At 45.3% G+C, this 22957-nt stretch carries 21 protein-coding genes; 9 read left to right on the top strand and 12 right to left on the bottom strand.

The annotated features are described in order from the left end of the window. Nucleotides 1-64 precede the first annotated feature (64 nt). The 9 genes from cobB to AC51G0_RS09045 all read right to left on the bottom strand — a co-directional run bounded on the left by cobB (nucleotide 65) and on the right by AC51G0_RS09045 (nucleotide 9935). Nucleotides 65-778 carry a Sir2 family NAD+-dependent deacetylase gene (gene cobB / locus AC51G0_RS09085; protein ID WP_496301730.1) on the bottom strand — a complete coding sequence of 238 codons (714 nt, stop codon included), beginning with the start codon at nucleotides 776-778 and terminating at the stop codon, nucleotides 65-67. A gap of 293 nt (nucleotides 779-1071) precedes the next feature. Further along, nucleotides 1072-2148: a formate dehydrogenase subunit gamma gene (locus AC51G0_RS09080; RefSeq protein ID WP_496301729.1), complete on the bottom strand. Its 1077-nt coding sequence runs from the start codon at nucleotides 2146-2148 to the stop codon at nucleotides 1072-1074. Between the two features lie 178 nt (nucleotides 2149-2326). Further along, nucleotides 2327-2944: a formate dehydrogenase FDH3 subunit beta gene (fdh3B, locus tag AC51G0_RS09075; protein WP_496301728.1), complete on the bottom strand. Its 618-nt coding sequence runs from the start codon at nucleotides 2942-2944 to the stop codon at nucleotides 2327-2329. Nucleotides 2945-2956: 12 nt separating this feature from the next. After that, nucleotides 2957-5812 (bottom strand): formate dehydrogenase subunit alpha, encoded by a 2856-nt coding sequence (locus tag AC51G0_RS09070; RefSeq protein ID WP_496301727.1) that lies wholly within the window; start codon nucleotides 5810-5812, stop codon nucleotides 2957-2959. A gap of 13 nt (nucleotides 5813-5825) precedes the next feature. Further along, nucleotides 5826-6026 (bottom strand): twin-arginine translocation signal domain-containing protein, encoded by a 201-nt coding sequence (locus AC51G0_RS09065; RefSeq protein WP_496301726.1) that lies wholly within the window; start codon nucleotides 6024-6026, stop codon nucleotides 5826-5828. Nucleotides 6027-6129: 103 nt separating this feature from the next. Further along, complete coding sequence (locus AC51G0_RS09060) at nucleotides 6130-6735, bottom strand: TorD/DmsD family molecular chaperone (protein WP_496301725.1); 606 nt, start codon at nucleotides 6733-6735, stop codon at nucleotides 6130-6132. 10 nt (nucleotides 6736-6745) lie between these two features. Next, nucleotides 6746-8416: a 4Fe-4S binding protein gene (locus AC51G0_RS09055; protein WP_496301724.1), complete on the bottom strand. Its 1671-nt coding sequence runs from the start codon at nucleotides 8414-8416 to the stop codon at nucleotides 6746-6748. Between the two features lie 330 nt (nucleotides 8417-8746). Next, complete coding sequence (locus AC51G0_RS09050; RefSeq protein WP_496301723.1) at nucleotides 8747-9469, bottom strand: DUF3306 domain-containing protein; 723 nt, start codon at nucleotides 9467-9469, stop codon at nucleotides 8747-8749. Beyond that, nucleotides 9459-9935, bottom strand: coding sequence for a DUF3305 domain-containing protein (locus AC51G0_RS09045; RefSeq protein WP_496301722.1), 477 nt, complete (start codon nucleotides 9933-9935; stop codon nucleotides 9459-9461). The genes AC51G0_RS09050 and AC51G0_RS09045 overlap by 11 nt, the downstream gene beginning before the upstream one ends. A 221-nt stretch (nucleotides 9936-10156) precedes the next feature. Between AC51G0_RS09045 and fdhD the strand changes: the two genes are divergently transcribed. The 8 genes from fdhD to AC51G0_RS09005 all read left to right on the top strand — a co-directional run bounded on the left by fdhD (nucleotide 10157) and on the right by AC51G0_RS09005 (nucleotide 18466). Then, nucleotides 10157-11077: a formate dehydrogenase accessory sulfurtransferase FdhD gene (gene fdhD / locus AC51G0_RS09040; RefSeq protein WP_496301721.1), complete on the top strand. Its 921-nt coding sequence runs from the start codon at nucleotides 10157-10159 to the stop codon at nucleotides 11075-11077. Beyond that, on the top strand, nucleotides 11078-11992 hold the full coding sequence (locus AC51G0_RS09035; protein WP_496301720.1) for a substrate-binding domain-containing protein: 915 nt from the start codon (nucleotides 11078-11080) through the stop codon (nucleotides 11990-11992). It abuts the gene before it with no gap. Nucleotides 11993-12472: 480 nt separating this feature from the next. Beyond that, on the top strand, nucleotides 12473-12988 hold the full coding sequence (locus AC51G0_RS09030) for an AAA family ATPase (protein ID WP_496301719.1): 516 nt from the start codon (nucleotides 12473-12475) through the stop codon (nucleotides 12986-12988). A 99-nt stretch (nucleotides 12989-13087) separates the two neighbouring features. Next, entirely contained in the window at nucleotides 13088-13369 is a 282-nt protein-coding gene (locus AC51G0_RS09025) for a hypothetical protein (RefSeq protein WP_496301718.1), read from the top strand. A gap of 493 nt (nucleotides 13370-13862) precedes the next feature. After that, complete coding sequence (locus tag AC51G0_RS09020) at nucleotides 13863-15854, top strand: SDR family oxidoreductase (protein ID WP_496301717.1); 1992 nt, start codon at nucleotides 13863-13865, stop codon at nucleotides 15852-15854. 9 nt (nucleotides 15855-15863) lie between these two features. Further along, nucleotides 15864-16379 carry a DUF2505 domain-containing protein gene (locus AC51G0_RS09015; protein ID WP_496301716.1) on the top strand — a complete coding sequence of 172 codons (516 nt, stop codon included), beginning with the start codon at nucleotides 15864-15866 and terminating at the stop codon, nucleotides 16377-16379. Between the two features lie 96 nt (nucleotides 16380-16475). Next, complete coding sequence (locus AC51G0_RS09010; RefSeq protein ID WP_496301715.1) at nucleotides 16476-17108, top strand: TetR/AcrR family transcriptional regulator; 633 nt, start codon at nucleotides 16476-16478, stop codon at nucleotides 17106-17108. 398 nt (nucleotides 17109-17506) lie between these two features. Further along, nucleotides 17507-18466: a hypothetical protein gene (locus tag AC51G0_RS09005; RefSeq protein WP_496301714.1), complete on the top strand. Its 960-nt coding sequence runs from the start codon at nucleotides 17507-17509 to the stop codon at nucleotides 18464-18466. A gap of 131 nt (nucleotides 18467-18597) precedes the next feature. Here the strand turns inward: AC51G0_RS09005 and AC51G0_RS09000 are convergent, their stop codons facing one another. From AC51G0_RS09000 to AC51G0_RS08990, 3 genes are all read right to left on the bottom strand, one after another. Beyond that, a complete protein-coding gene (locus AC51G0_RS09000; RefSeq protein WP_496301713.1) occupies nucleotides 18598-18975 on the bottom strand; it encodes a response regulator in 378 nt (125 codons plus the stop codon). A gap of 438 nt (nucleotides 18976-19413) precedes the next feature. Further along, nucleotides 19414-19770 (bottom strand): MmcQ/YjbR family DNA-binding protein, encoded by a 357-nt coding sequence (locus tag AC51G0_RS08995; protein ID WP_496301712.1) that lies wholly within the window; start codon nucleotides 19768-19770, stop codon nucleotides 19414-19416. A gap of 411 nt (nucleotides 19771-20181) precedes the next feature. After that, the gene (locus AC51G0_RS08990; RefSeq protein ID WP_496301711.1) at nucleotides 20182-21252 is read right to left on the bottom strand and encodes a hypothetical protein; all 1071 of its coding nucleotides are present in this window, start codon (nucleotides 21250-21252) and stop codon (nucleotides 20182-20184) included. 576 nt (nucleotides 21253-21828) lie between these two features. Between AC51G0_RS08990 and pbpG the strand changes: the two genes are divergently transcribed. Further along, nucleotides 21829-22725: a D-alanyl-D-alanine endopeptidase gene (pbpG, locus tag AC51G0_RS08985; RefSeq protein ID WP_496301710.1), complete on the top strand. Its 897-nt coding sequence runs from the start codon at nucleotides 21829-21831 to the stop codon at nucleotides 22723-22725. Nucleotides 22726-22957 lie beyond the last annotated feature (232 nt).

The raw sequence follows: 22957 nt of genomic DNA, 5'->3' as shown, positions 1-22957 counted from the left end.
AGCAAAAGCCTCGCTAGTTAGCGAGGCTTTTTTGATTAACGTTCCCACTCTAAGCTCAGTTCTGTTACGAACCCAAAATTTCTTTCACAAACTCTGGAACAAGCACTGATGCCGGACCGTAGCGTTTTTCAGCAAATTCACTTTCTACTTCGCTTGGTTCGAGGTTTAGCTCAACGGTATGTGCCCCATGCATTGCTGCTTCATGAACAAAACCTGCCGCTGGATATACTGCGCCAGACGTACCAATTGAGATAAATAAGTCAGCTTCCATAAGAGCATCATGGATGCGGTCCATACCGATTGGCATTTCACCAAACCACACCACATTAGGACGCATTGGAGCTGGCATCTGACAACAGTGACAGTGATCATCAAGAGAAATATTTCCACTCCAAGCGACACTCTGCCCTGTCTGGCTACACTGCGCCTTAAGCAACTCCCCGTGCATATGAATAATATTGGCAGTCCCTGCGGCTTCATGCAGGTTATCAATGTTTTGCGTAACAACTGTTACTTTTCCATTAAGCTCTCGTTCCAGCTTTGCCAGAGCAAGATGTGCCGCATTCGGTGCAACAGTGCCACTCTCCAACTGCTGACGTCGTTGGTTATAGAAGTCTTGAACAAGAGATGGGTTTCGATGATACCCTTCAGGCGTAGCCACATCTTCAATATGATGATTTTCCCACAATCCATCTTGATCACGGAAGGTACGAATGCCCGATTCAGCTGAAATGCCAGCACCGGTCAGAATAACGATGTTACGATACGGGAAAAGCATAGATACGTCCTTTTCAGCTTGTATAAGCTAGTTATATCATTGTTTTCATATGGTTATAAGTTAAAAGTGTACGACATTAGTCTAATGTTAGTAAGTTCAAGATATAAAGTTATAGTGCGTTAGGTTTGATGTCTATACCTCTTCAGATAAATAATCCCTTCACTTATACTTTAGCGTTCAAGCTTAAAGCTCTCTAACTTCTTAAATTTTATCAATAAAAAAGCCGATGAAGTTACCCTCACCGGCTTTCGTTCTCTCACCAACTATGGAGATAATCTTATTTGATCACGTGACTAAACATTATCCTGAGTTGGTTTACCCATCTTCTCTGTCTCGATTTTCTCATCATAGCCAGGCTGGTTTTCAGGTAAGTCTTTTACTTCTTCATACCATAGGTCATGGTGTTCTTTGGCCCAGGTCTCGTCAACTTCCCCGGTGATCATGCCATCCAGTGCAGCTTCCATCCCAAACAGGCCAATATAGATATGGAATACAAAACCACAGATTAGTATTAAAGCGGAGAACATGTGAACCAGGTTCGACAGCTCCATATCACGGCGAGTTTGATCAAAGATTGGGAAATCCAGAACAAAGCCACTTACGGTAATAAAAATACCGAAGAAGATCAGCAACCAGAAGATAGCCTTCTCACCACCGTTCGAAAACCCAGCAGATGGGTGTGTCCCTTTGTGCTTGCCTACCATGCCGCCCATCTTCATGAACCACTTAACATCCACCATATTGAAGATACTCTTGCGCCACCATTTAACCAAAACAGTAAACAGCAGAATCGCAAAAATAGGGCCAATATAGTTGTGGTATTGCTTGGCAATGTAGATAACCCAACCCCAAAGCTCGGTAGGAACAACGGGCTTAATAAAGTGTTTGCCATAAACTAAGGTCAGCCCACTAAAAGCCAGTGTCAGAAACGTAAACGCCATGCTCCAGTGCAGCGCTCGATCCATGCGGCTCCAGCGTTTGATCTTACGCCCCGTTTTGGGCTTGCTCAATTTTAGCGGGCCAACGGTAACATAAGCCAAAGCAACCAAAGCCAGGCTGCCAAAAATAGCCAACGCCCCCAATGGTGACATCCACTTTTCTTTGAGAATAAACCATGTCTGCCCCGGTACGGAGATCAACACTCCATGCTCCGGTGACTGTGATGTGGTATACCCTTCCTGACCATCCTTGACCATGCGCCAATAGTCAGCACCTGCAAAACCTACGATTTCTTTCTGAACCACAGATTCACCCAAGCGCTTATTATCAGTGTGTTGGCTCGTTTCACTGCTGGCTAACACTGACAGCGAAAATGTCAGCGCGAATGCAGTAACCAGTAATGTAAACCAGCGTTGAATTCGCTTAGTCATTAAAACTCCCGACTGTTTTAACAAACAGTTTTTATACCAATCTGAATAAGTAACTGGTGATTTAAACCATGAAAAATGACCAGGTATTTGCGTCGACAGGTATTGCTTAACAATGGTTTCAGCCTGTAAACAGGCTGAAACCGTTCAGTGTATTAACACACTGGATTTATAATGGTGATTAGGCTTTACGCTCTTTGCCTGCATCATAGGCAAGGTCGTCTACATTTGCCCAGCCAGCTTCTTTGGCACCACGAGCCACAACACGCTCACGATAGATGTCAGAAACTTTCGCCGCATCACCCGCAAGCAGTGCCTTGGTAGAACAAAGTGATGCACACATTGGCAGCTTGCCTTCTGCAATACGGTTAGCACCGTACTTCTGCTTTTCTTCATGTGAACCAGGCTCTACACCCGGGCCACCTGCACAGAACGTACACTTGTCCATTTTGCCACGCTCGGCAAACGCACCCTGTTTAGGGAACTGAGGCGCACCAAACGGGCAGGCAAACAGGCAGTAGCCACAACCGATACAAAGATCTTTGTTATGGCGCACAATGCCGTCTTCAGTCTGCTCGAAACAATCTGCCGGACAAACCGCCATACAAGGCGCATCACTACAATGCATACAAGCCACAGAGATTGAGGTTTCACCTGGCTCACCATCGTTGAGAGTAACAACGCGGCGACGCTGGATGCCCCACTCTAGCGCATCATCGTTTTCGTTTTTACAGGCGGTAACACAACCGTTGCACTCGATACAACGTTTAGAGTCACAAAGAAATTTCATACGTGCCATCAGAATGACTCCTTACGCTTTAGAGATCTTACATAGGGTTACTTTTGTTTCCTGCATCTGGGTAACAGGATCGTAGCCGTATGTGGTTGCAATGTTTGCTGATTCGCCAGAGACGAACGGTGCAGAACCTTCTGGGTAATTACCGCGTAAGTCTTCGCCCTGGAACTTACCGCCGAAGTGGAACGGAATAAATACCAAGCCCGGTTTCACGCGGCGAGTCACCATTGCCTTAACATGGATGCGGCCCTTCTCGGCACCTTCAACCCAAACCATGTCACCGTCACGGAAGCCAAGATCGTTGGCATCTTTCGGGTTCACCTCAACAAACATCTCTTGCTGCAACTCGGCCAGCCAAGGGTTTGAACGGGTTTCATCACCGCCGCCCTCGTACTCAACCAGACGGCCAGAGGTAAGAATGATTGGATATTCGCCAGACACGTCTTTGTCCTGGATAGACTTGTAGAGTGTTGGCAGGCGGAACATCGCTTCACTGTCATTCCAGGTTGGATAATCAGCAACCAGATCACGGCGCGGGGTATACAGTGGCTCACGGTGTAGCGGCACGGCATCCGGGAAGGTCCAGACTACCGCACGTGCTTTGGCGTTACCGAAAGGAATACAGCCATGTTTGATGGCAACTCGCTGGATACCGCCAGACAGGTCAGTTTTCCAGTTTTTGCCTTCTGCTGCGGCTTTCTCTTCAGCAGTGAGATCGTCCCACCAACCAAGCTGCTTGAGCATCTTGTCGCTAAATTCCGGGTAACCATCTTCCAGCTCACAGCCAAGCGAATAACTGTCATCAGCCAACAGGCTTTCACCGTTACGCTCAACACCGAAGCGGGCACGGAAGTTACCGCCGCCCTGGGCAACCGTCTTAGACGTATCATAAAGAATGTGGGTACCAGGGTGCTTCATTTCGGCAGTGCCCCAGCAAGGCCAAGGCAGGCCGTACGTTTCACCGTCAGCCACGCCACCTTCCGCTTCCAAGCTTGTCTTATGGAAGGTATGCCAGTTTTTCTGGTGCGCTTTCAGGCGCTCAGGGCTCTGGCCGGTATAACCAATCGTCCACATCCCCTTGTTGAATTCACGGGTAATGTCTTCAATCACTGGCTGGTTGTTTTCAACCTTGATGTGCTTGAACAGCTGATCAGCAAGGCCTAGTTTCTTCGCCAGCAGGTACATGATCTCGTGGTCAGGCTTAGATTCGAACAGCGGCTCGATAACCTGGTCACGCCACTGGATAGAACGGTTAGTCGCCGTCACAGAGCCTGTGGTTTCAAACTGCGTAGTTGCAGGAAGCAGGTAAACATTATCAGTACGACCGTTCATGACCGCAGCCACACCCGGATACGGGTCAACGATAACCATCATGTCCAGCTTGCCCATGGCTGTACGCATTTCAGGGCCACGGGTCTGCGAGTTCACCGCGTGTCCCCAATAGAACATGGCGCGGATATTATCGTTCTGCTCAATGTTTTCTTTGTCTTCGAGGACACCATCAATCCAACGCGATACCGGAATACCCGCATTGTTCATTGGTTTCTTGCCGCGGTAGTCTGCCTGATCAAAACGGCCTTTCAGCCATTCGTAATCAACATCCCACACCCGTGACCAGTGCTTCCAGGCACCTGCAGACAGGCCATAGTAGCCCGGTAGGTTATCAGACAGTACGCCAAAGTCAGTGGCACCCTGTACGTTATCGTGACCACGGAAAATGTTGGCACCACCACCGGCTTTACCCATGTTGCCGAGTGCTAGTTCAAGGATGCAGTAAGCACGGGTATTGTTGTTACCCGTGGTGTGCTGGGTACCACCCATACACCAAACAACACAGCCCGGGCGGTTTTCAGACAGCATTTTCGCTGTTTTGTAAACTTCGGCTTCAGGCACGCCACTGACACGTTCAACTTCTTCCGGTGTCCATTTCGCGACTTCTGCACGAACGTCATCCATGCCCCAAACACGCTGGCGGATAAACTCTTTATCTTCCCAACCGTTTTTGAACACGTGGTAAAGTATGCCCCAGATGAACGCAACATCCGAGCCCGGGCGTAGCGAGACATAGTGATCCGCTTTGGCTGCAGTACGGGTACGACGCGGATCGGCAACGACAATTTTGCAGCTATTGCGCTCTTTGGCGATCAGGATATGCTGCATCGCTACCGGGTGAGCTTCAGCGGCATTCGAACCAATAAACAGAATCGACTTACAGTTATGCATGTCGTTCAGCGAGTTGGTCATCGCACCGTAGCCCCAGGTGTTGGCTACACCGGCCACTGTCGTTGAGTGACAGATACGTGCCTGGTGGTCAACGTTGTTGGTGCCCCACATTGAGACCATTTTACGGAACAGGTATGCCTGCTCGTTGTTATGTTTTGCCGAGCCCAGCCAGTACACCGAATCCGGGCCTGATTCTTCGCGGATCTTCAGCACTTGCTGGCTGACTTCATCCAGCGCCTGCTCCCAGCTCAGTTTCTTCCACTTGCCGTTAACCAGCTTCATTGGATACTTAACACGACGCTCACCATGGCCGTGTTCACGCAGCGCAGCACCCTTAGCACAGTGTCCACCAGCATTGAAAGGGTGGTCAAAAGCGGGTTCTTGGCCAGTCCAGACACCATCTTGTACTTCGGCGTAAATACCACAACCAACAGAGCAGTGAGAACAAATAGTACGCTTCACTTCAACCGGTGCGTTTGCATCAACGGATTTTGCTTCTGCTTTTTTCATCATACCCGGTGCAAACATGCTGGCACCGGCAACACCACCAGCAGCTGCCAGAGATGAATTACGGATAAAGGAACGACGAGAAATACCTAGCTGGTTTTCGTCCTTGCTCACTTTGTCGGAACGTTTAGTCAGTTTCATTTAGTGCTCCGTCTTACAAGGTTTCGTAGTAATCACGAACATGCTGAGTTTCGCGATAGCCTGTTGTATTGTTTTCATTCTTCTCTTCCGGCTTTTCAACGGCTGCCTGGGCGGCCGTTGTTGTACCGGCAGCAACAGCACCAGCAGCCACGGTCAAACCAATGTTTTTCAACAGTTGGCGACGGCTTTGATTGGGTTTATTTTGCTCACTCATGAAAGCTTGCTCCTTTATCGTTGTTCCTGTTCAGCTAGCTGAAGGAATCGATTATTTGATTTTTATATAATTACGTCGTAACAAAAACGAATTGAAACAAAAATTAGTTCGCTTCAATAAAACGCGTTTTTTCTACGGTCAAAAATTGCAATGCCAATTCAGCTACCGCGCAGTAAAACACTGCACTGCCAGCGGCTTTAGCATCGGCACAAAATTGTTCAAACCAGGTTGCGATATGGCGGTTAAAGAAGATTTTCTGACGATGTTCGTCCCCCTCCTCCACCAGCATGGCCATCACTTCAAGCAATGCTGCAATATGGTCTTCCGGCTCTTTCACCGACTCGTCGCGCTGAAAACCCAGCTGAGCTAAATCACGCCGCAAATGAGCCAGAGGCATTTCCATCAAAGATCCGGTCAAATACCAGGAACCAAACGGCACAATCTCACCGCGACCAATTCCGATAAACAGATCCTGATATTCTTCCTCGACAGCAATAAGGTTTGCCTTCTGCGCAGCCAATTTAAGTAGTGGCCAGGCTGCAGCCATCTCTGTGGTTTGATAGGTTGACGTTTCGACATCAAGATTAGAAAGCCAGTTAAGCACATTCTCGTCCGGTGCTTTACGCATCAAATGCGCTAGCATGGCATAGATCTCGATGCGAAGTGACGACTCTTCGTGTTGCGGCTTATTCACCAGTGGTTGTTCCATAATTTACTCCTTACACCCTTAGCTGACTTTCAGGATCGTCTTCAATCTTCGAAAACACATCGCGTACACGACAGTCTTCACACATAGACAATCGACGAATTGCCTCTCCCTGGAATTGAGAGTGGCTTTGTAACTTTTCAATCAGCATTTTCACCATGGATGCAGGTGCAAATGGTTTTCCACAGCTGGTACAACATGCCGCTTCTTCTTCATACACAACGCGAGCTTCCTGACGTGCTGCTTTATTCCAGTTAAGACCTGGTTTTAGAGCGATCACTTTTTCAGGACAAGCCTTTTCACACATACCGCATTGCACACAATCTTCTTCGATGAATAACAATCCCGGACGATCACCAATCGCATGCAGAGCACGTGTCGGACAAACAGCCACACATCCCATACATAACGTGCAATCATCAGATTGGCATTCCACCGAGCCATAAGGTGCATTGGTAGGTACATCTGAACGTTCAGGCTTTTTCTCTGCTGCGGTATAAAGCAGCTCCAGAACAGCAAACAGTTTTTCACGCTTAGTGCCTTCAATAGGCTCAGCAGCTGGAAGTAAAGCCGTATCGAATCCCGTAAATGATTCAGAATTTGCTAGATCAAATAGCGCAATTCGCTCCGCCTCGTAACCAAGCTCTGTTAAGAAAGTCTGAGCAATCGCAAGTTCATCAGATAGAACACGATCAATCGTGGCAGGAATATAGGCAGTATTGGTTGCCAGAAGCACTTGATGTGCACCATATGCCAAAGCACTAAACCAAGTATCAATACCCACGGTTGCCAATTCTTCCAGTGCAACAGGAATAACCGTTGAAGGAAGTTTGGCTAGCGCATTCACAACAGATTGTTCATCACGGTTTCCGTAAAGAAGAAGGGTTGGCGTTTTTCCATCTTCTTGCTGGTATCGGTTTAATAAGCGATAAACAAAATGCTGAGTATTGCCAGGATCTGGTAATGCATAGCTAATGGCTTCTGTAGGGCAAGCTGTTGCACATGTACCAACACCCTGACAAAGGTACGGATTGATTTCGATTGCATGACCATTGCTGGACAATGCGCCAGCCGGACAAGCGTCAACACAACGATCACAACCGCTCACACCACGAGATGAATGGGCACAAATATCAGGGTTCAAACGAAAATACTTTGGCTTATCAAAGGTTCCCAGCATATCGGGAAGATCTTCAATCACATTCGCCAAGTTTGCTTTTCCAGCACCAACAGCATAATAGCCCGGAGCCATAATTTCCGTTTTAGCAATCCCCTCTGCTGTCATATCAACAATCAGGTCAAAACAGTCACGACCAATGGCAACCTTTGCCAAATTCGCGGAAGTTTCAGTGACTGTCCCTTCTACTCGACATGTCACTTCAAACGCACCAAGGTAGCCTTTAACCGCAACCTCATTACTGAAGTACACGTTTTCGCTCTTCGACGCCGTATCCACTTTTTCTGTTGCCAGTTCTGGGACCAAGAGCGTTACAGAGTTCAATGATGAAAATTGTGATGCCAACGGAGCAATCGTTTCCTGTGCACCAATGACCAACACATTGCCGCGGCTTTCATAAGAAACCGTTGGCGGGATCAGGTTAGACAGCTCAACCGTACCTGCAATCGCAGCTTGTCGAGCCAGCCCGTTTGGATCAGAAAATGCTTCTAGTGTACTTTTTAACATTCTTATTCCTGTCTACTCGTCACCGTCAGTCAGTGCCGATTAAAGTGCCTTGTTTTATAAAGAGTTTTCAAAACAAGACCCTTCACGCCCTTTATAAGAGCAATAACCGAACCAACTTTTTACGGAATAAAATGACCTATAGGGAACTAAAGTCAGGAGGAGACAGTTTGGACAACCTACTGCGAGACAATTTGTCCCACACCTAGATTCATATTGCGCCAAAATGTCCCGATTATTTTTAAGGGTATATTTCCCTTTTTGTCCCAACTTAGCTTCTACTGCCTTATTTTTATAAACAGCTAGCTTTTATTTATGATTGATAACTAATAATTAGCTTGCTTCAGATGGCGGATCTAACTCGACAAACGACGGACCTATTGGTCCAGATTTCTGAACAGGATCCTGGACAGGTTCCTGAACAGCTTCCATTTCTAGATCGTTTGTAGAGGTAGGGATAGATGCCTGCCGATCGGTTAACTCTGCTTGCTCGGTTGGCGATGCCAATGTCTCAGCTTCTGCCAAATCCATTTCGACCGACTCCTCAGAAGCGGTGTGAGCAAGTTTTTCCGATACGTCCTCAAGCTTTTCAGAAGCTTGGTTCACCCAATTACGAAGCTGTTTGGTCACACTGGAATCCAAGGTAGGGACATTGGAAAAATCTTCCGTGTGATCATCCATATCACTGACATAATTAAACTCGTCAGAATGGAACAACTTGCGCAGTGCGGCTTTCTTAACGGACTTCTCTACGCCTGTTTTCATAAACGAAGTCACCCCACTCTCAAATGTCACATTGGTAACATCTTTCAATGTGAGGGTTGTTTCCTCGTCTGCAACATCAGATCCAACGACAGAGTCCGAGCCCGTTTCTGTCTCAAGGTTGCAAGCAGGAGCCTCAACATCACCTTCTGATGTTTGTTCTTTAATATCAGAATTTTGCGCATGGCATGAGCTTTCATCGAAAGCCTGCAGCGCCTCCGTTTCGGTGTCAGCAGGTTCTTCCCTCGCCGCTAGTTTTCGGCTTGACCAACGTTGGAAAAAATTAGTGGCCACTGGAGCGTCCTTTTTTGTCTTTGCTCTTGTTTTTACAACGCTTGCGCCTGAATTCGATTAATTCGCCATGACGGCCAATGAAAGCTTCCATCCAAGCCTGAACCTGAAGCGGAATTTGGATATGCAGTACTTGATAGTCCCCATCCATATAGCTTCCCGCAACGTTTTGCGCCGCCGTCATTAATAAAGGAGAAAGCTGTTCATTCTCTTCTTCGCACACAATGAATAAGTGCGGATCTTGGGAACTTAGATTAAATCGGTATTCACTGCGCTCATCGCGATAAAGCTCTAATGGCAGAATGTGCCCACCGTCAGATTGTGTGACTTGATCTTTTTTGTCTTGATCATAGAGACACACATCTTCAATTGACCAAGATAAGGTCGACCAGCGACCAATTTGCTTTTCCTCAGAGACCAGACGAAATGCTATTGGCCATATGGATTCATCTTTACGTAAATCTGACACATTCGCTCCTTAATCATTGCTCGTTACCTTTTAATAGGGCTTACTTAGCAAGTATCAGACCAACTTAAACGAATGGCGGATTTTGTATGTCCTCACCTTCAAGTATCGATCGTATATACTGCCGAACATCCCAATTCAATCGTCTTGAGTCATAGAGTTGGAATGAAGTTTGCTAGAATTCAACCATGATTAAACCGTTTTCAAATCAGCAGGAATCTTTGATGGGCCAACTGCCAAAAATCATTAAAACCAACTCTTCCGTTAATCAAACCATGACCGTTCAGGTAATGGATGAATACGGCGACATGATGGAAAAAGAAATCGCCTGCGAGCACCCCTTGACGGTTTACCTTAACTGGATTGAAGTCGTTACCCTGATGACACTTGGTGAACGCCCTTCTGCTCTCGTGCTTGGCTATTTGAAGAACCAGGGATTTATCGAAGACATCGAGGCGATCGAATCTTTGATCATCGACTGGGAAACCAACTCGGCCGCGGTGATCACCAAAGAAAATACCGACGGCCTTGAAAAGAAGCTTGGCAAGAAGACGGTTACCTCGGGGTGTGGTCAGGGCACCATGTTCGGCAACGTAATGAAAAAACTGGAAGGTGTGACGCTTCCTCAGCCGACAGTTCCTCAATCTAAACTATACGGCTTGCTGGAATCGCTCACTCATCACAACGAAACCTACAAGGCTGCAGGTGCGGTTCATGGTTGCGCCGTATGTAAAGACACGGAAATTTTGTCATTTGTGGAAGATGTAGGTAGGCACAACGCCGTTGATACCCTCGCTGGCGAAATGTGGCTAAAAGGTGAAACAGGTGAAGACAAGATCTTCTATACCACTGGCCGCCTGACTTCGGAGATGGTCATTAAAGTCGCGCAAATGGGGATCCCTGTTCTCCTGTCTCGCTCGGGCGCCACGCAAATGGGTTACGAACTGGCCCAAAAACTCGGTATTACCATGATAGCCCGTGCAAAAGGACATCGCTTCCAGGTCTACAACGGCCAGGAAAACCTGATCCTAGATATAAAAGGTGAGCAAGCAGAGCATCAGGTAGATGATCAACATAAGCCCGAGCACAAAGGCGAAAACGATCAAAGTTCTGCGGATATAAAGCAAGCCGGAGGCAATGTATAAATGTCCACCAGCTTTCCTGAGTTTATGAATGCCAAACTGGTCGCGGAATATCTCGATCTCAATGAAAAGAAGGTTTACGCCCTAGCCAATGATGGCTTGTTGCCTGCAACCAAGGTGACCGGGAAATGGCTGTTTCCCAAACCAATGCTCGATAAGTGGTTATTGGAGTCTTGCCATAATGGTGTACTCAATGATCGCCTTCTGATCGCAGGCTCTGATGATCCCCTACTTCAGATGGTTGTCGGCAATATGGCCAATCAACTCGGTAGTACTGCGCTTGTGGGATATACCTCAACAGGCACCCGTCAGGGTTTGTCGATGCTCAGTAAAGGGCATGTGGATATGTGCGCTATACACTGGGGCCATGCCGATGAAGCCCTGCTACGTCACCCTGCATTATTACAGCAATACCCAGGACATAAAAACTGGGTACTCATCCATGCCTTTGAACGACAGCAAGGTTTGGTTGTCAGCCATGAAATTGCTGATTGTGTTAATGCCCGATCACTGAACCCACAAGAGCTGCTTGCTTCTCGTTGGCGTTGGGCGCTTCGCCAGGAAGGAGCCGGTAGTATGCGGGCCCTTGGGGAATGGTTACATGGCCATGCCTACAACATCGAGATGTTAACCAAGGCTGATGTCTGTAATAGCGAACGCGAGCTTGCCTCAGCGATTGCACGTGGCCAAGCTGATGTGGGCTGTGCCAGCCAGAGTACCGCTGGTGAGTTTGGTCTAGGCTTTATCCCGCTTTGCCGGGAAGCCTTCGAGCTAGTCATTCCCAAGAACATTTATTTCCGGGCGCTGCAACAACAACTGATGCAGTCCCTCTCTGATCCCGAAGTACAGGCTAAAGGCGACCAGCTAGGAGGGTATAACTTCCAGCGAACAGGTAAGCAGGTTTGGAGTGCTAGTTAATAGCAGGCAAATATAGCGGGTTAGATGCAACTACAGATTAAATAGCGAGTCATTGTTCAGCGAGGAGGCAAATGCTTTCTCGCTTTTTGATTCTGAGAACACTAATGCATGCAAAATACCATTTTCGCTTGATGACCCCCTTGGAGAAAAGCCATCAATACCAGAATCAGCGCGACCACTGATAGGAAATGCAATCAAAAGCAACCTTTCTTTATATACCACCAGCTTTAATATAAATTGAAGCTTCGCACATAAAGGTTTCATCCTCGCGATAAGGATATGTAATGGGCACAACTTCATCATAGGCAAACTGATCAGAACATCATTCCTCACCATAGAACTGAACGACTTGAATTTTACTCAACCGCCGACATTATCTTTACTACCGCTAGTGATGTACTTTTAATTTGTCGCCCTCCCAAGAAGAGGTGGGTTTTCTGTTTCTGCCTCATGGGAATAATTTCATTTGAAGGAGCTAACATGAAGAAAATTGCAGTTTTCGGGAAGCCGGGCAGCGGAAAATCCACCATGAGTAAAGCGCTCGCATCAGCGACTGGGATACAGTTATACCAACTAGATTCGATAGTGTATAAGAAAAACGGTGAACGAGTAGAGCGCAAGACATTCGATGAAGCACATGAAAACATCTTGTTGGCTGATAGTTGGATAATTGATGGGTTTGGTCCTATTGCTTCATTTAATCAGCGTTTGGAAGCTGCTGATACGTTGGTTTACATTGATCTGCCATACCTAACTAGTTACTGGTTTGTGACCAAGCGACTTCTAAAAGGGCTCGTCGTAAGACCTGAAGGTTGGCCTGGTGGCAGCTCAGTACTGAAAGGTACTTTGGAAAGCTACAAAGTATTAAGGCTATGCCCAAAATTTTGGAACGAAGACTTTATACATAGGTTAAGAGAAAAATCGAACAGCAAAGCAGTATATGTAATTCGAACGGTTTCAGAACTGAACGACTTTGTTCATCAGCATGTAAAATAGACGCATATAAAGCAATCAGTGTGAGGTGCACAAAAATTGAACCATTACATATGCAATCAGTCTCAATCATTTTCACATGTTAAATGAAGGAATATAGAGATGAAAGGTAGTTATGTCTTAGTGCTAAGTGCGGTAGTGATTACTTCAGGTATTGCAACGTCCCTAGCGGTACAGCCAGCAAGTACAATTGAGTCTTGTGCTAGTCTGTTACCCGAAGGACATGAATTCACACTCAATATAGAAGGTGAAATTAACACCAAATTAAGTCCTAGAGAGTTCAATGGTAATTTAGGGTTGTCTGATGGAACAACTATTGAAAACCCAGAACTTCAAAAAAAGGTAATGCCTTTTATAGAATGTGTATCACCTCTTTTGAAATAATTGCTAACAAAGCGTTTAAGAGGGACTGCCAACGTTGAGCGGTTTTGGCATGGGTTGGTTTTAGTGTTTACGGTAGCGGGACGCCTTCGAGCTAGTCATTCCCAAGAACATTTATTTCCGGGCGCTGCAACAACAACTGATGCAGTCCCTTTCTGATCAGAACATCATTCCTCACCATAGAACTGATGCAACTTGAATTTCACTCAATCGGCGACAGTTACCCACCAAGAATCATAAGCAAACCAAATATACCCAGTAGCAACAACTCGCATAACAAATGCGTAAAAAGCGTACATTTTGCAAGGCACATCACTTAATATGTGAGCAATTGCTCTAATTTGAAAAATTCCTTTGCGGAATATTGATCTATCCCCAATTTCTGCCTGTTTCACTTTGAGGTTTTGTGCCACCAGATGCACACTAGAGATTGGTCATCCGACCAGTATAAATTACTCTGTGTTTACAAAATAAATAATTCGCGTAAGGAGTGGTCATGAATTCTTTCATTACCGGCGCAACTGGATTTATCGGTTCACAACTTTTAAGACGTCTGGCTAAGAGACCTGGAGATATCTACGTACTGTCATTTAGTGAAGCATGCGAAGAAAAACTGCAGTCTCTGATTGAACAATATCAACTACCCAAAAATAAGTTCCATAGTTACCGTGGCTCGATCACGGAACCGAACTTGGGGCTATCCGCTGACAACATTAAATCATTGACGGGTAAGGTTACCAACTTCTACCATCTCGCTGCGATCTACGATCTAGAAGCCGATGCTGACGCAATGATGCGTGCCAATATTGGTGGCACAGAAAACACTCTGAGACTGGCAGAGCGTATTAATGCAGGTTGTTTCCACTACGTAAGCTCGATTGCAGTTGCGGGGCAATTCCGTGGCTGGTTCAGAGAAGATATGCTGGATGAAGCAACTGGCCTTGATCATCCCTACTTTGCCACTAAGCATGATGCAGAAAAGCTGGTTCGGGAATCAGCGACTATTCCATGGCGCGCTTATCGCCCGGGTATCGTGATTGGTGATTCTGTTACAGGCGAAGCCGATCGTGTTGATGGACCTTACTATTTCTTCAAGATTATTCAACGTCTTCGTCGTTCACTACCAGAGTGGATGCCACTATTGGGCCTTGAAGGCGGCCGTCTGAACTTGGTACCTGTCGATTACGTTGCTGATTGTATCGACCATATCTCTCACAAAGACAACGTTGAAGGACAGTGCTTCCACCTTGTCGATCCAGACCCATACCGTGCTGGTGAAGTCATCAATATGTTTGCCGAAGCAGGCCATGCCCCTAAGATGGCAATGCGTATTGATATGCGCTTGTTCCGTATGGTGCCGAACAACTTCTGGCAGCAGCTGGGACACCTACCTGTCTTGCGCAACTTCATCGATGCACTAAGCCAAGAAATACAAGTTCCTAAAGATGCTGTGGGAATGTTTAACTACCCAACGCAGTTCGATTGCTCCAATACGCTAAATGCGCTGTCTGACAGCAACATCAGCTGTCCTCGCCTCCCCGATTACGCCAATAATATTTGGGACTACTGGGAACGCAACCTTGATCCGTCACTACATGTTGATAGAACACTAAAAGGGTGTGTCAACAACAAAGTCATCGCAGTGACAGGTGCTTCTTCCGGTATCGGCTATACCACAGCATTAAAACTTGCAGAAACCAATGCGACGCTAGTACTTATTGCCCGTGACTTGGAGCGCCTACAGCAAACACGCAACGAAGTAGAGCGTCTCGGTGGCCGTGCGTTTATCTACCAGTGCGATCTAAGCAAAGATGAAGCCAGCCAAGAAGTGTTGGAAGAAATCAAGCGCCAGCACGGTAAGGTCGATATTCTTATCAACAACGCTGGCCGCTCTATTCGCCGCTCTGTTATCAACTCAACGGATCGTTTGCACGATTATGAGCGTACCATGCAGATCAACTATTTTGGTTCGCTAAGGATGATCCTTGGTCTTCTGCCGGAAATGGTCGAGCAGCAGTCTGGCCATATCATCAATGTGTCTTCTGTTGCCGTTCTGACCAACCAGCCTCGTTTCTCTGCCTACGCGGCATCGAAATCCGCACTGGATTCATTTACCCGTACCGCCGGAACCGAGCTTTGTAGCAAAGGAATCAACTTTACTACTATCAATATGCCTTTGGTCGAAACACCAATGATCGCCGATCACTACCGCAAAGCTGAAGGTGGTATTCCGCTATTAACTTCAGAAGAAGCCGCTGACCTGATCATCAAGGCCATTATTGAGAAACCAAAGCGTATTGCAAACAAAATGGGCCTATTTGCAGCCCTGATCCATGGTGCGTATCCGAAGCTGGGCGAGCTAATTATGAATGCTGGCTACAACATGTCACCAGAAGATGGTGGCGGCCAAGAGCACTCAAGCGAGCCGAAAGAAAAGAGCCCCGAGGCCATGGCACTTTCAAGCATCATCCGCGAAATTCACATGTAAGGAAACACTATGCAAATTACTGCGATTCATGATTACAAGGAAGATCTTGATACCCTGCTGCGTTACTTCAGTGAAGATGAACTGATCATTGAAAAGTACCAAAAGTTGGGCGCCAGAAATGTGCGAGTTAACAAGATCACAGAAACGGATGACGGCTTTATCGTTGAAACCCAGCGTGAGGTTCCAGCCAATGTACCCGGTGTTCTAAAGAGTATTCTGGGCAGCTTTAATACCATCAAGCAAAAAGAAAGCTGGCACTGGCAAGAGAACGATCAGCTGCTATGTCATATGAATGTTGAGATTCTCGGTGTTCCTGCGACGATTTCAGGACAGATGATGTTCAGCGAGCCTTCGGATCGTGCTGGTATCGTTACTCAAAATAATGTGTCTGTTACCGTTAAGTCGTCGGTTCCCTTAATTGGCAGCACATTGGTCGCTTTCATCTGTGATGATATTAAACAGCAGATGCAAAGTGAGTATGAGTTTCTGTGCGAAACACTGCCACAGCTTGTTGCACAGGACTAACAACAAGCCACTGAGATAAGCGTAGCTGTCCAGTATTGACGGTGTAAGCAACTCACCCAAGCTGTACAGCTACCTCAGCAAGACAAGGAAGATACAATGAAAACCCGCGACAGGATTTTATTAGTTAGCCTTGACCTGTTTAACCGTGATGGTATTTCGCAGGTGAGCACGCTGATTATTGCTACTGAAATGGGGATCAGCCCGGGTAACCTGTATTATCACTTCAGGGGCAAGGATGAAATTATTGCGACGCTAGTGGCTGAGCTTCAAAACTCACTCATTACGATTAGCAATGAATACCCGAAACAGGTAAAAGACTTTGATGACTACTGGCCATTTATGCACACCATTATGGCGCTGTTTACTCACTATCGCTTCCTGTTTAGAAACCTAGATAGCCTCAACAGCCAAAGCCCGCAGATTAAACGTAAGATACGGACGTTGATCTTAAAGCTGCGGCACCTGAGCGGTGATATGTTGGCTCACCTGATCAGCCTTGGCAAGCTCAAGTGCGATGAGAATAGCCTGCCGTTACTGGCAGACAACTTATTATTGGTTAGCTTAAACTGGCTAAACTATCAAACATTGCTAGATGATAAATACAGCGAAACAGAGTTGATCCGAGCTGGTGTACTACGCCTGATTTCAATGGTCGAACCCTATTTGACTGAAACTGCTGATTCGCCATTTTATACTCATCAAGATCTGCTAGACGAACTTGTTAGCTAGCCTTGTTCGCTTCTACGCACTATCCCAATTGCCAGGGATACTATAATAAATAGCAATAACGCCATATTCCATTATGGTGTTATTGTTAATTTTATAGTGTTAAAGCCCTCTCCCACCTCACTATTATTTGACACATACCGCCAGTTAATTGGCACACTATTGACATCATAATTCCCTTACAAATCAAAATCATATGCATCATGTTTAGCCCCGGTGATTACTCTGAAATAAAATTGGAATTAACATATAAGTTTTGTATGATTTTTACCTAAAATGCATGACATCTGTCCCAAATCGTTATTTAATGACACACTTCTTGTAGATATGTCGCTAATAAACAACAATGACTTGGCATGTCTGAGTTTGATAGTCATCATTTATCAAAGGTTAATCATCTTATGTTCAAGAACGCTATTCTTCTTGCGGCCATCTGCACATCATTTAGCAGCCATGCCACTTCTCTGCTTACCGAAAGTGAAACAGAGCAGGTAAAGCAAATAAAAGCTCAATATAGCAATACCGCTGAACTAAAAGAGATGACCAAAGTCAGTAGCAGCATTTTTACGCTATCATCTCGTATTGAAGAGTTAGAGTCGGCGATTATTAGAGATAAACAGCTATATCAAGACTACCAGCAAAAACTCAGTGAAGAGATGCTATCTGGCACTGATGAAAAAACCAATTTCTACTTTGAGGCGATGAAAAAGACCTCAACGGCCATAAAGAAAAACCATAAGCAGATTACGCAAAGTACTTCACTAATCAAAAAACACAACGACAAAATCGCACTGCTAAATAGCTCACTCAGAGAATCGAAAAAAATCTATAACGACAAACTAACCGGCATCAAAGATAGTGTGGTTGCAAGGCTAAAAAAAGAGTTTGCCAATCCGATCCCAATGTCAGTATCGGGCAAATTGCTGTGTTCACCCTACCAGTCGATCCGCGCCTGTTTTGAAAGCCAGCAAACCACCTCTAAGCTAATCAACGATGCTGTTGATACACGATTCGGCCAAATCAGTATCACCAGCACAACCAACAAGTTCAAAGTAGACTCAGCTCTCATGGACTATGATGGCAATGTCGATTACGAAGCCAGCTTCAACCTGTTTGTACAGTACAACGAGAATATCGATGCCCAAGTTGTCAAAGAAGTCGGCGTTGAGTCCTTCAATATAACGTTAATTAGCAATAAACCAGCGAGTTTCTACCTTGATGGACTACCCGTTGGCAAAGGCAGTGAGGTCAGCGTTAAAGTGTCGAAGGGGAAATATGCTGTTCTGGCAAAATTTGATGGCCAACAAGAGTCAACGATTCAAGATATCACGACGCCAGTTAACCTGACATACAACTTTTAAAGGCCTTAACCCAGCTTAAAATCGCCTTCCTGGTAAGAGCTAGTTGAAAACAGGCTCTTACCAGAGTAAACCATCCGATTCATTCCCTCAAAAATCACAGCAAATCTTGATGGGTATGTTGTTCAACCTATTTAATGGCTAACAAGATCCAGTTGGCTTAAAACATCGTATAACTCTTTAAATGAAAAAGGCTTGTTTAAGGTAGCATCCACACCAAATGACTTTGCTATATCCAAATACGTTTTCCCTGCAATGCGGCCGCCACCTGAAATAGCAATAACTTTACATGGGAAAGTGTTAGTACTGTTTCGAATAGAGATTAGAAAACCGAGTCCATCTTGATCTGGCATAACAATATCAGTGATGACGAGTTCTGGCTTTAATGACTTATACTTTAGTAAGCCTTGTATCCCATCATAAGCGGTATGAACTTCAAACCCTTTTCGACAAAGGTGTTGATAAATCGCATCGCTAAAATCAATATCATCATCAATCAGTAATACTTTCACCGAGTCCCTCCTTATTAGCTTACAACTTCATCTATATTTATTTGATGACTCTGCTATTCCCTTTTTCCAGCGCAGGAGCATGAACTTGGCTCCTGCTTTTTAAACAGCACTGTATGCGCTCAAAAGGCTATCGATGCGGTAATAATACTAACGAAATCCTTTTCATTTTCGAATCCTTTTTCACCTGAAACGTCATAATTCCAGCATGACGATTATTGCTATCATATTGTTTATCAGCTCTTTCTATAGTGTAGAAGACATGCTCTGCGAAAACACAATAAATATATGTTTTACGTGAGGTAATGCCACCCACGCATTGGTGAGATTTATAAAATAATCAGAGTTAGCTCACACTTGCTGGCGTGGCAGGTGATGTAGTCGCAATTCATTATCTACTTCAGAGTAAGGAGTAACCTCAGCATATCCTTGTGTTGTTCCCTACCGCTTAGCCAACGCCTCACGATCAACCTTTCTTAACTTACTAACCACCAACTGGTAGGATTTATCGGCTAAATCACTCAGCATGGCTTCATTTACATCGCTGCTTAGCGACACAGTGATCCAATGGCGCTTGTTCATGTGGTAACCCGGAATAATGCCTTCAAACTGGCTCACCAGCAGCTCACCATCTGCCGGTAGGCATTTGTAGGTAACTTGCGGTACCCCCTGGTGTACCGCCACCAGCGCGAACATTTTACCCATCACCTTATAAACTAATGCCTCAGGGCCAAAAGGATAACTCCCTTCAGAGCCCTTAAGTCCTGCCAGGTAGTCTTCTAGCTTCTGCTGTTGCACAATCGTTCCCTCAGTCTGTTTCTTATCGCTCAATACGTTAGCAAATATCGAATAACCAAGCCATTAGACAGCATTGATGTCTGCAGATTTCATCACCATACATAGCAATATCATGATGAGATCTGGCCTACCTCTAGAAACTGAAGGCCCTATTTGTGTGGGCTAGTTCATTTAACCAAGGTTTACGAACTATATAAAATGGACTTCCCCCTTTTGGGGCAAGTGACATAAGCCAATATGCCAAACACCCCGAAAACACATTTGAAAGTGAAGAGATACGTAAAGCATTACGCTCTATGAAATATTGCGTAATTAATACATGGGATGTAGATGAGAAAATGGTGCCCTAAAGCACCATTTCAATCAGATAGGATTAATACTAATGCGTAAAAGCGTAATGAAGTTCAGTTCTTAGAAAGGAATTTCTGTAGGCTTTTCTAATGTCTTTATGACTGCTGCTTTACCTTCATGAGTCAATATGTACTTAGCCTTAGCACTCATTGCAGTCGACACCTTAATCAACCCATCCTTTACCAATGAGTCAAAGTAGAAACTAGCTAGTCTTTCAGGTGTAAATTCACTGATGACAGTTTCTTTTAATACTTCATTATCACCAAGCTCAAACATAACCTTCAGAATACCCATTCTGAATTCATCAGCATCAATAGATTCAGGCTCAGGAAGAGAATAGCGATCCTCTTTTTTTGGATATGTAACCTCCATTGCACCGCTGTTAAGTTCGTAAGCATTAGATAAGCCCTGCCTCGTTTGACTTAACTCTGTATTCTTTTGGTCTTCATCATCTTCAAGCCCTTCAAGCCCTTCAAGCCCTTCAAGCCCTTCAAGGTGCTTATAATCCACACGTTGATAAACCTTCTCAGGCTTGTTAACTACATCACCCTGCCCATGAGCACTAGGAGGAGCTTGCTGCACAGAACTAGATTTAACAACCCCACCCCCTTTATTTCCAAAGGTCTCTCTCAGCTTGCTTATGTGCTCTTCAGGAGTCTTTGGCTCTTCAGAATCATCAAAGAACTTATCTTCTTGGTACTTAGTAGTCTCTTCCAGTTCCTTTTGTAATCTATCCATATCTCTATTCTGAGCTTCTACACCAGCATGTAAGTCTTCAAGATCTTTCTGAAGTATCTCTATCTCTTCATCTTTTCTACTTACAACCCTGTCATGCTTTTCTAGCTGTGCTGTTAACTTATCTTCCAGTGCATCAATCTCAGAACGAATCTTCATTGATTGCTCTTGAGTCAACAACTTCTGGTCTTCAATTTGCTGCTTGATAGAGTTCATCTCTTTCTGCCTTTTCAGTGTGAACTGATATACCCACTGAGCAGGCCAAGGGAAGATAAACAGATAGAAGACCGCTGTAAGCAAAGGCATTGCTACACCAACACCCCATAACTCCCAATCAGAACTATATAGGACATTAAGCATCCTGAGCTTATCTGGATACTTAATCTCAGATAACATCAAGAACACAACTTTGTAGTTCCAGAATACCCACGATACAACGACACTGCCTAGCAATGGGCTTACAGTCCTTTCATATAGATAAGACCTTATCGAGGTTATAGCATCGGCTATCACAGTAATCTCCAGAGTTTAGGTGACTAACACCACCTTAATTATCACTGATAAAATACCAAACTATCTAACTGATATATAGATATAAAAATAGTATTTGGAAGATGATTAAATCTTACGAGGTTTATGATGAAGAAGGTTAACAGGAGGAGCTGATTCCGTTCAGCAGCCTACCCCATCTCCCCGACCTATCACATCTGTCTTCACCCCAATGGTAGTAAGGATGATACGGCGGTTATCAAGGCACCAATTGCAGATGCTCGGATGACAGTTACTTTGAGTAAATCAAACAGAGCTGTGATCACAGTGATGAGATCTGGCCTACCTCTAGAAACTGAAGGCCCTATTTGTGTGGGCTAAGCTTGTTTTACACAATCATGACTTGCACCATCACTCAATAAAGTGAAGTATTACCCTTCGGTTATTAATACCTATGTTTGTAATCCACGCCAAGGAGCTATTGTGGGCAGAGTTTTTCTATTTGTCTTGACCTTAATGGGCCTCAGCAACTTTGCTGCTGCCTCTACCGGTACTGCTAAATTAGACCCAAAAAAGATTGAGACCGCTTCTGTAAGCACCTTTGTCACCGACCTTCAATCAGGAAAAACACTGTTTCAAAAAAACTCGAATGTTGTTATGCCTATCGCATCGATCACTAAGCTAATGACGGCGATGGTGGTGCTTGATGCAAAGTTGCCCCTCAAAGAGAAGATCACCTTCGACAAAACCGATAAGGAACGGATATACAACGGTTACTCCCGCATACGGATGGAATCTCAATTAAGCCGTGGTGAAGCGATTCATATCGCCCTGATGTCATCAGAAAACCTGGCCTCTGCGGCTCTGGCTGATAATTATCCCGGCGGCTATATTGCCTTTGTCAAAGCGATGAATGAGAAAGCGAAGTCATTGGGCATGGACAATACACACTTCGTTGACAGCTCCGGACTGAGCCCCAAAAACGTATCGACTGCCGCAGACATTACCAAAATGGCCAAAGCCGCTTACCAGTATCCAGAAATTCGCAAATACAGTACCACACCGGTTCATACTGCGTACTTCAAGAAACCCAGGTACAAGCTTGGATATACCAATACCAATGCCCTAGCCCGTGGCAATAGATGGAAGGTAGAGATGAGCAAGACCGGCTATCTGGATATTGCCGGTTACTGCCTTGCTATGGTCGCTAACATTGATGGCAAAAAACTATTAATGGTAATGCTTGATGCCTATGGCAAGCGAACCCCTGTAGGCGATGCGGGTCGGATAAAAAAGTGGATTCAAACAGGCAACAGCGGGAAAATATCTGAAACGGCCCAACATTATCAACGAACCAAACTGGCAGAGCTGACTAAGTAACCAGTGAACCAATGAACCAATGAACCAATGAACCAATGAACCGCACAATTTTCACGCCCTGCTATCATGCGCCTCAAACCGATTTCCATTTTGTGATTATCTGGGGGGGACTTACAGAACAGGCGTTCCTGCGACGCTTTGTTCTGTATATAGGACTGAAACCTACAAAATACTGGCAAAGAACGCGTATCCAGCAGGCTGGCGATATGATTGAGTCAACAGCGGAGAACTT

It is taken from the genome of Photobacterium sp. HL06 (genome assembly GCF_059552575.1).
This window is presented reverse-complemented; position numbering and strand designations above follow the sequence as displayed.

What these genes read in the sequence shown, in the direction of transcription:
- cobB (WP_496301730.1), bottom strand. Translation starts at nt 778, where the DNA reads ATGCTTTTCCCGTATCGTAACATCGTTATTCTGACCGGTGCTGGCATT.
- AC51G0_RS09080 (WP_496301729.1), bottom strand. Translation starts at nt 2,148, where the DNA reads ATGACTAAGCGAATTCAACGCTGGTTTACATTACTGGTTACTGCATTC.
- fdh3B (WP_496301728.1), bottom strand. Translation starts at nt 2,944, where the DNA reads ATGGCACGTATGAAATTTCTTTGTGACTCTAAACGTTGTATCGAGTGC.
- AC51G0_RS09070 (WP_496301727.1), bottom strand. Translation starts at nt 5,812, where the DNA reads ATGAAACTGACTAAACGTTCCGACAAAGTGAGCAAGGACGAAAACCAG.
- AC51G0_RS09065 (WP_496301726.1), bottom strand. Translation starts at nt 6,026, where the DNA reads ATGAGTGAGCAAAATAAACCCAATCAAAGCCGTCGCCAACTGTTGAAA.
- AC51G0_RS09060 (WP_496301725.1), bottom strand. Translation starts at nt 6,735, where the DNA reads ATGGAACAACCACTGGTGAATAAGCCGCAACACGAAGAGTCGTCACTT.
- AC51G0_RS09055 (WP_496301724.1), bottom strand. Translation starts at nt 8,416, where the DNA reads ATGTTAAAAAGTACACTAGAAGCATTTTCTGATCCAAACGGGCTGGCT.
- fdhD (WP_496301721.1), top strand. Translation starts at nt 10,157, where the DNA reads ATGGGCCAACTGCCAAAAATCATTAAAACCAACTCTTCCGTTAATCAA.
- AC51G0_RS09035 (WP_496301720.1), top strand. Translation starts at nt 11,078, where the DNA reads ATGTCCACCAGCTTTCCTGAGTTTATGAATGCCAAACTGGTCGCGGAA.
- AC51G0_RS09030 (WP_496301719.1), top strand. Translation starts at nt 12,473, where the DNA reads ATGAAGAAAATTGCAGTTTTCGGGAAGCCGGGCAGCGGAAAATCCACC.
- AC51G0_RS09025 (WP_496301718.1), top strand. Translation starts at nt 13,088, where the DNA reads ATGAAAGGTAGTTATGTCTTAGTGCTAAGTGCGGTAGTGATTACTTCA.
- AC51G0_RS09020 (WP_496301717.1), top strand. Translation starts at nt 13,863, where the DNA reads ATGAATTCTTTCATTACCGGCGCAACTGGATTTATCGGTTCACAACTT.
- AC51G0_RS09015 (WP_496301716.1), top strand. Translation starts at nt 15,864, where the DNA reads ATGCAAATTACTGCGATTCATGATTACAAGGAAGATCTTGATACCCTG.
- AC51G0_RS09010 (WP_496301715.1), top strand. Translation starts at nt 16,476, where the DNA reads ATGAAAACCCGCGACAGGATTTTATTAGTTAGCCTTGACCTGTTTAAC.
- AC51G0_RS09005 (WP_496301714.1), top strand. Translation starts at nt 17,507, where the DNA reads ATGTTCAAGAACGCTATTCTTCTTGCGGCCATCTGCACATCATTTAGC.
- AC51G0_RS08990 (WP_496301711.1), bottom strand. Translation starts at nt 21,252, where the DNA reads ATGTTATCTGAGATTAAGTATCCAGATAAGCTCAGGATGCTTAATGTC.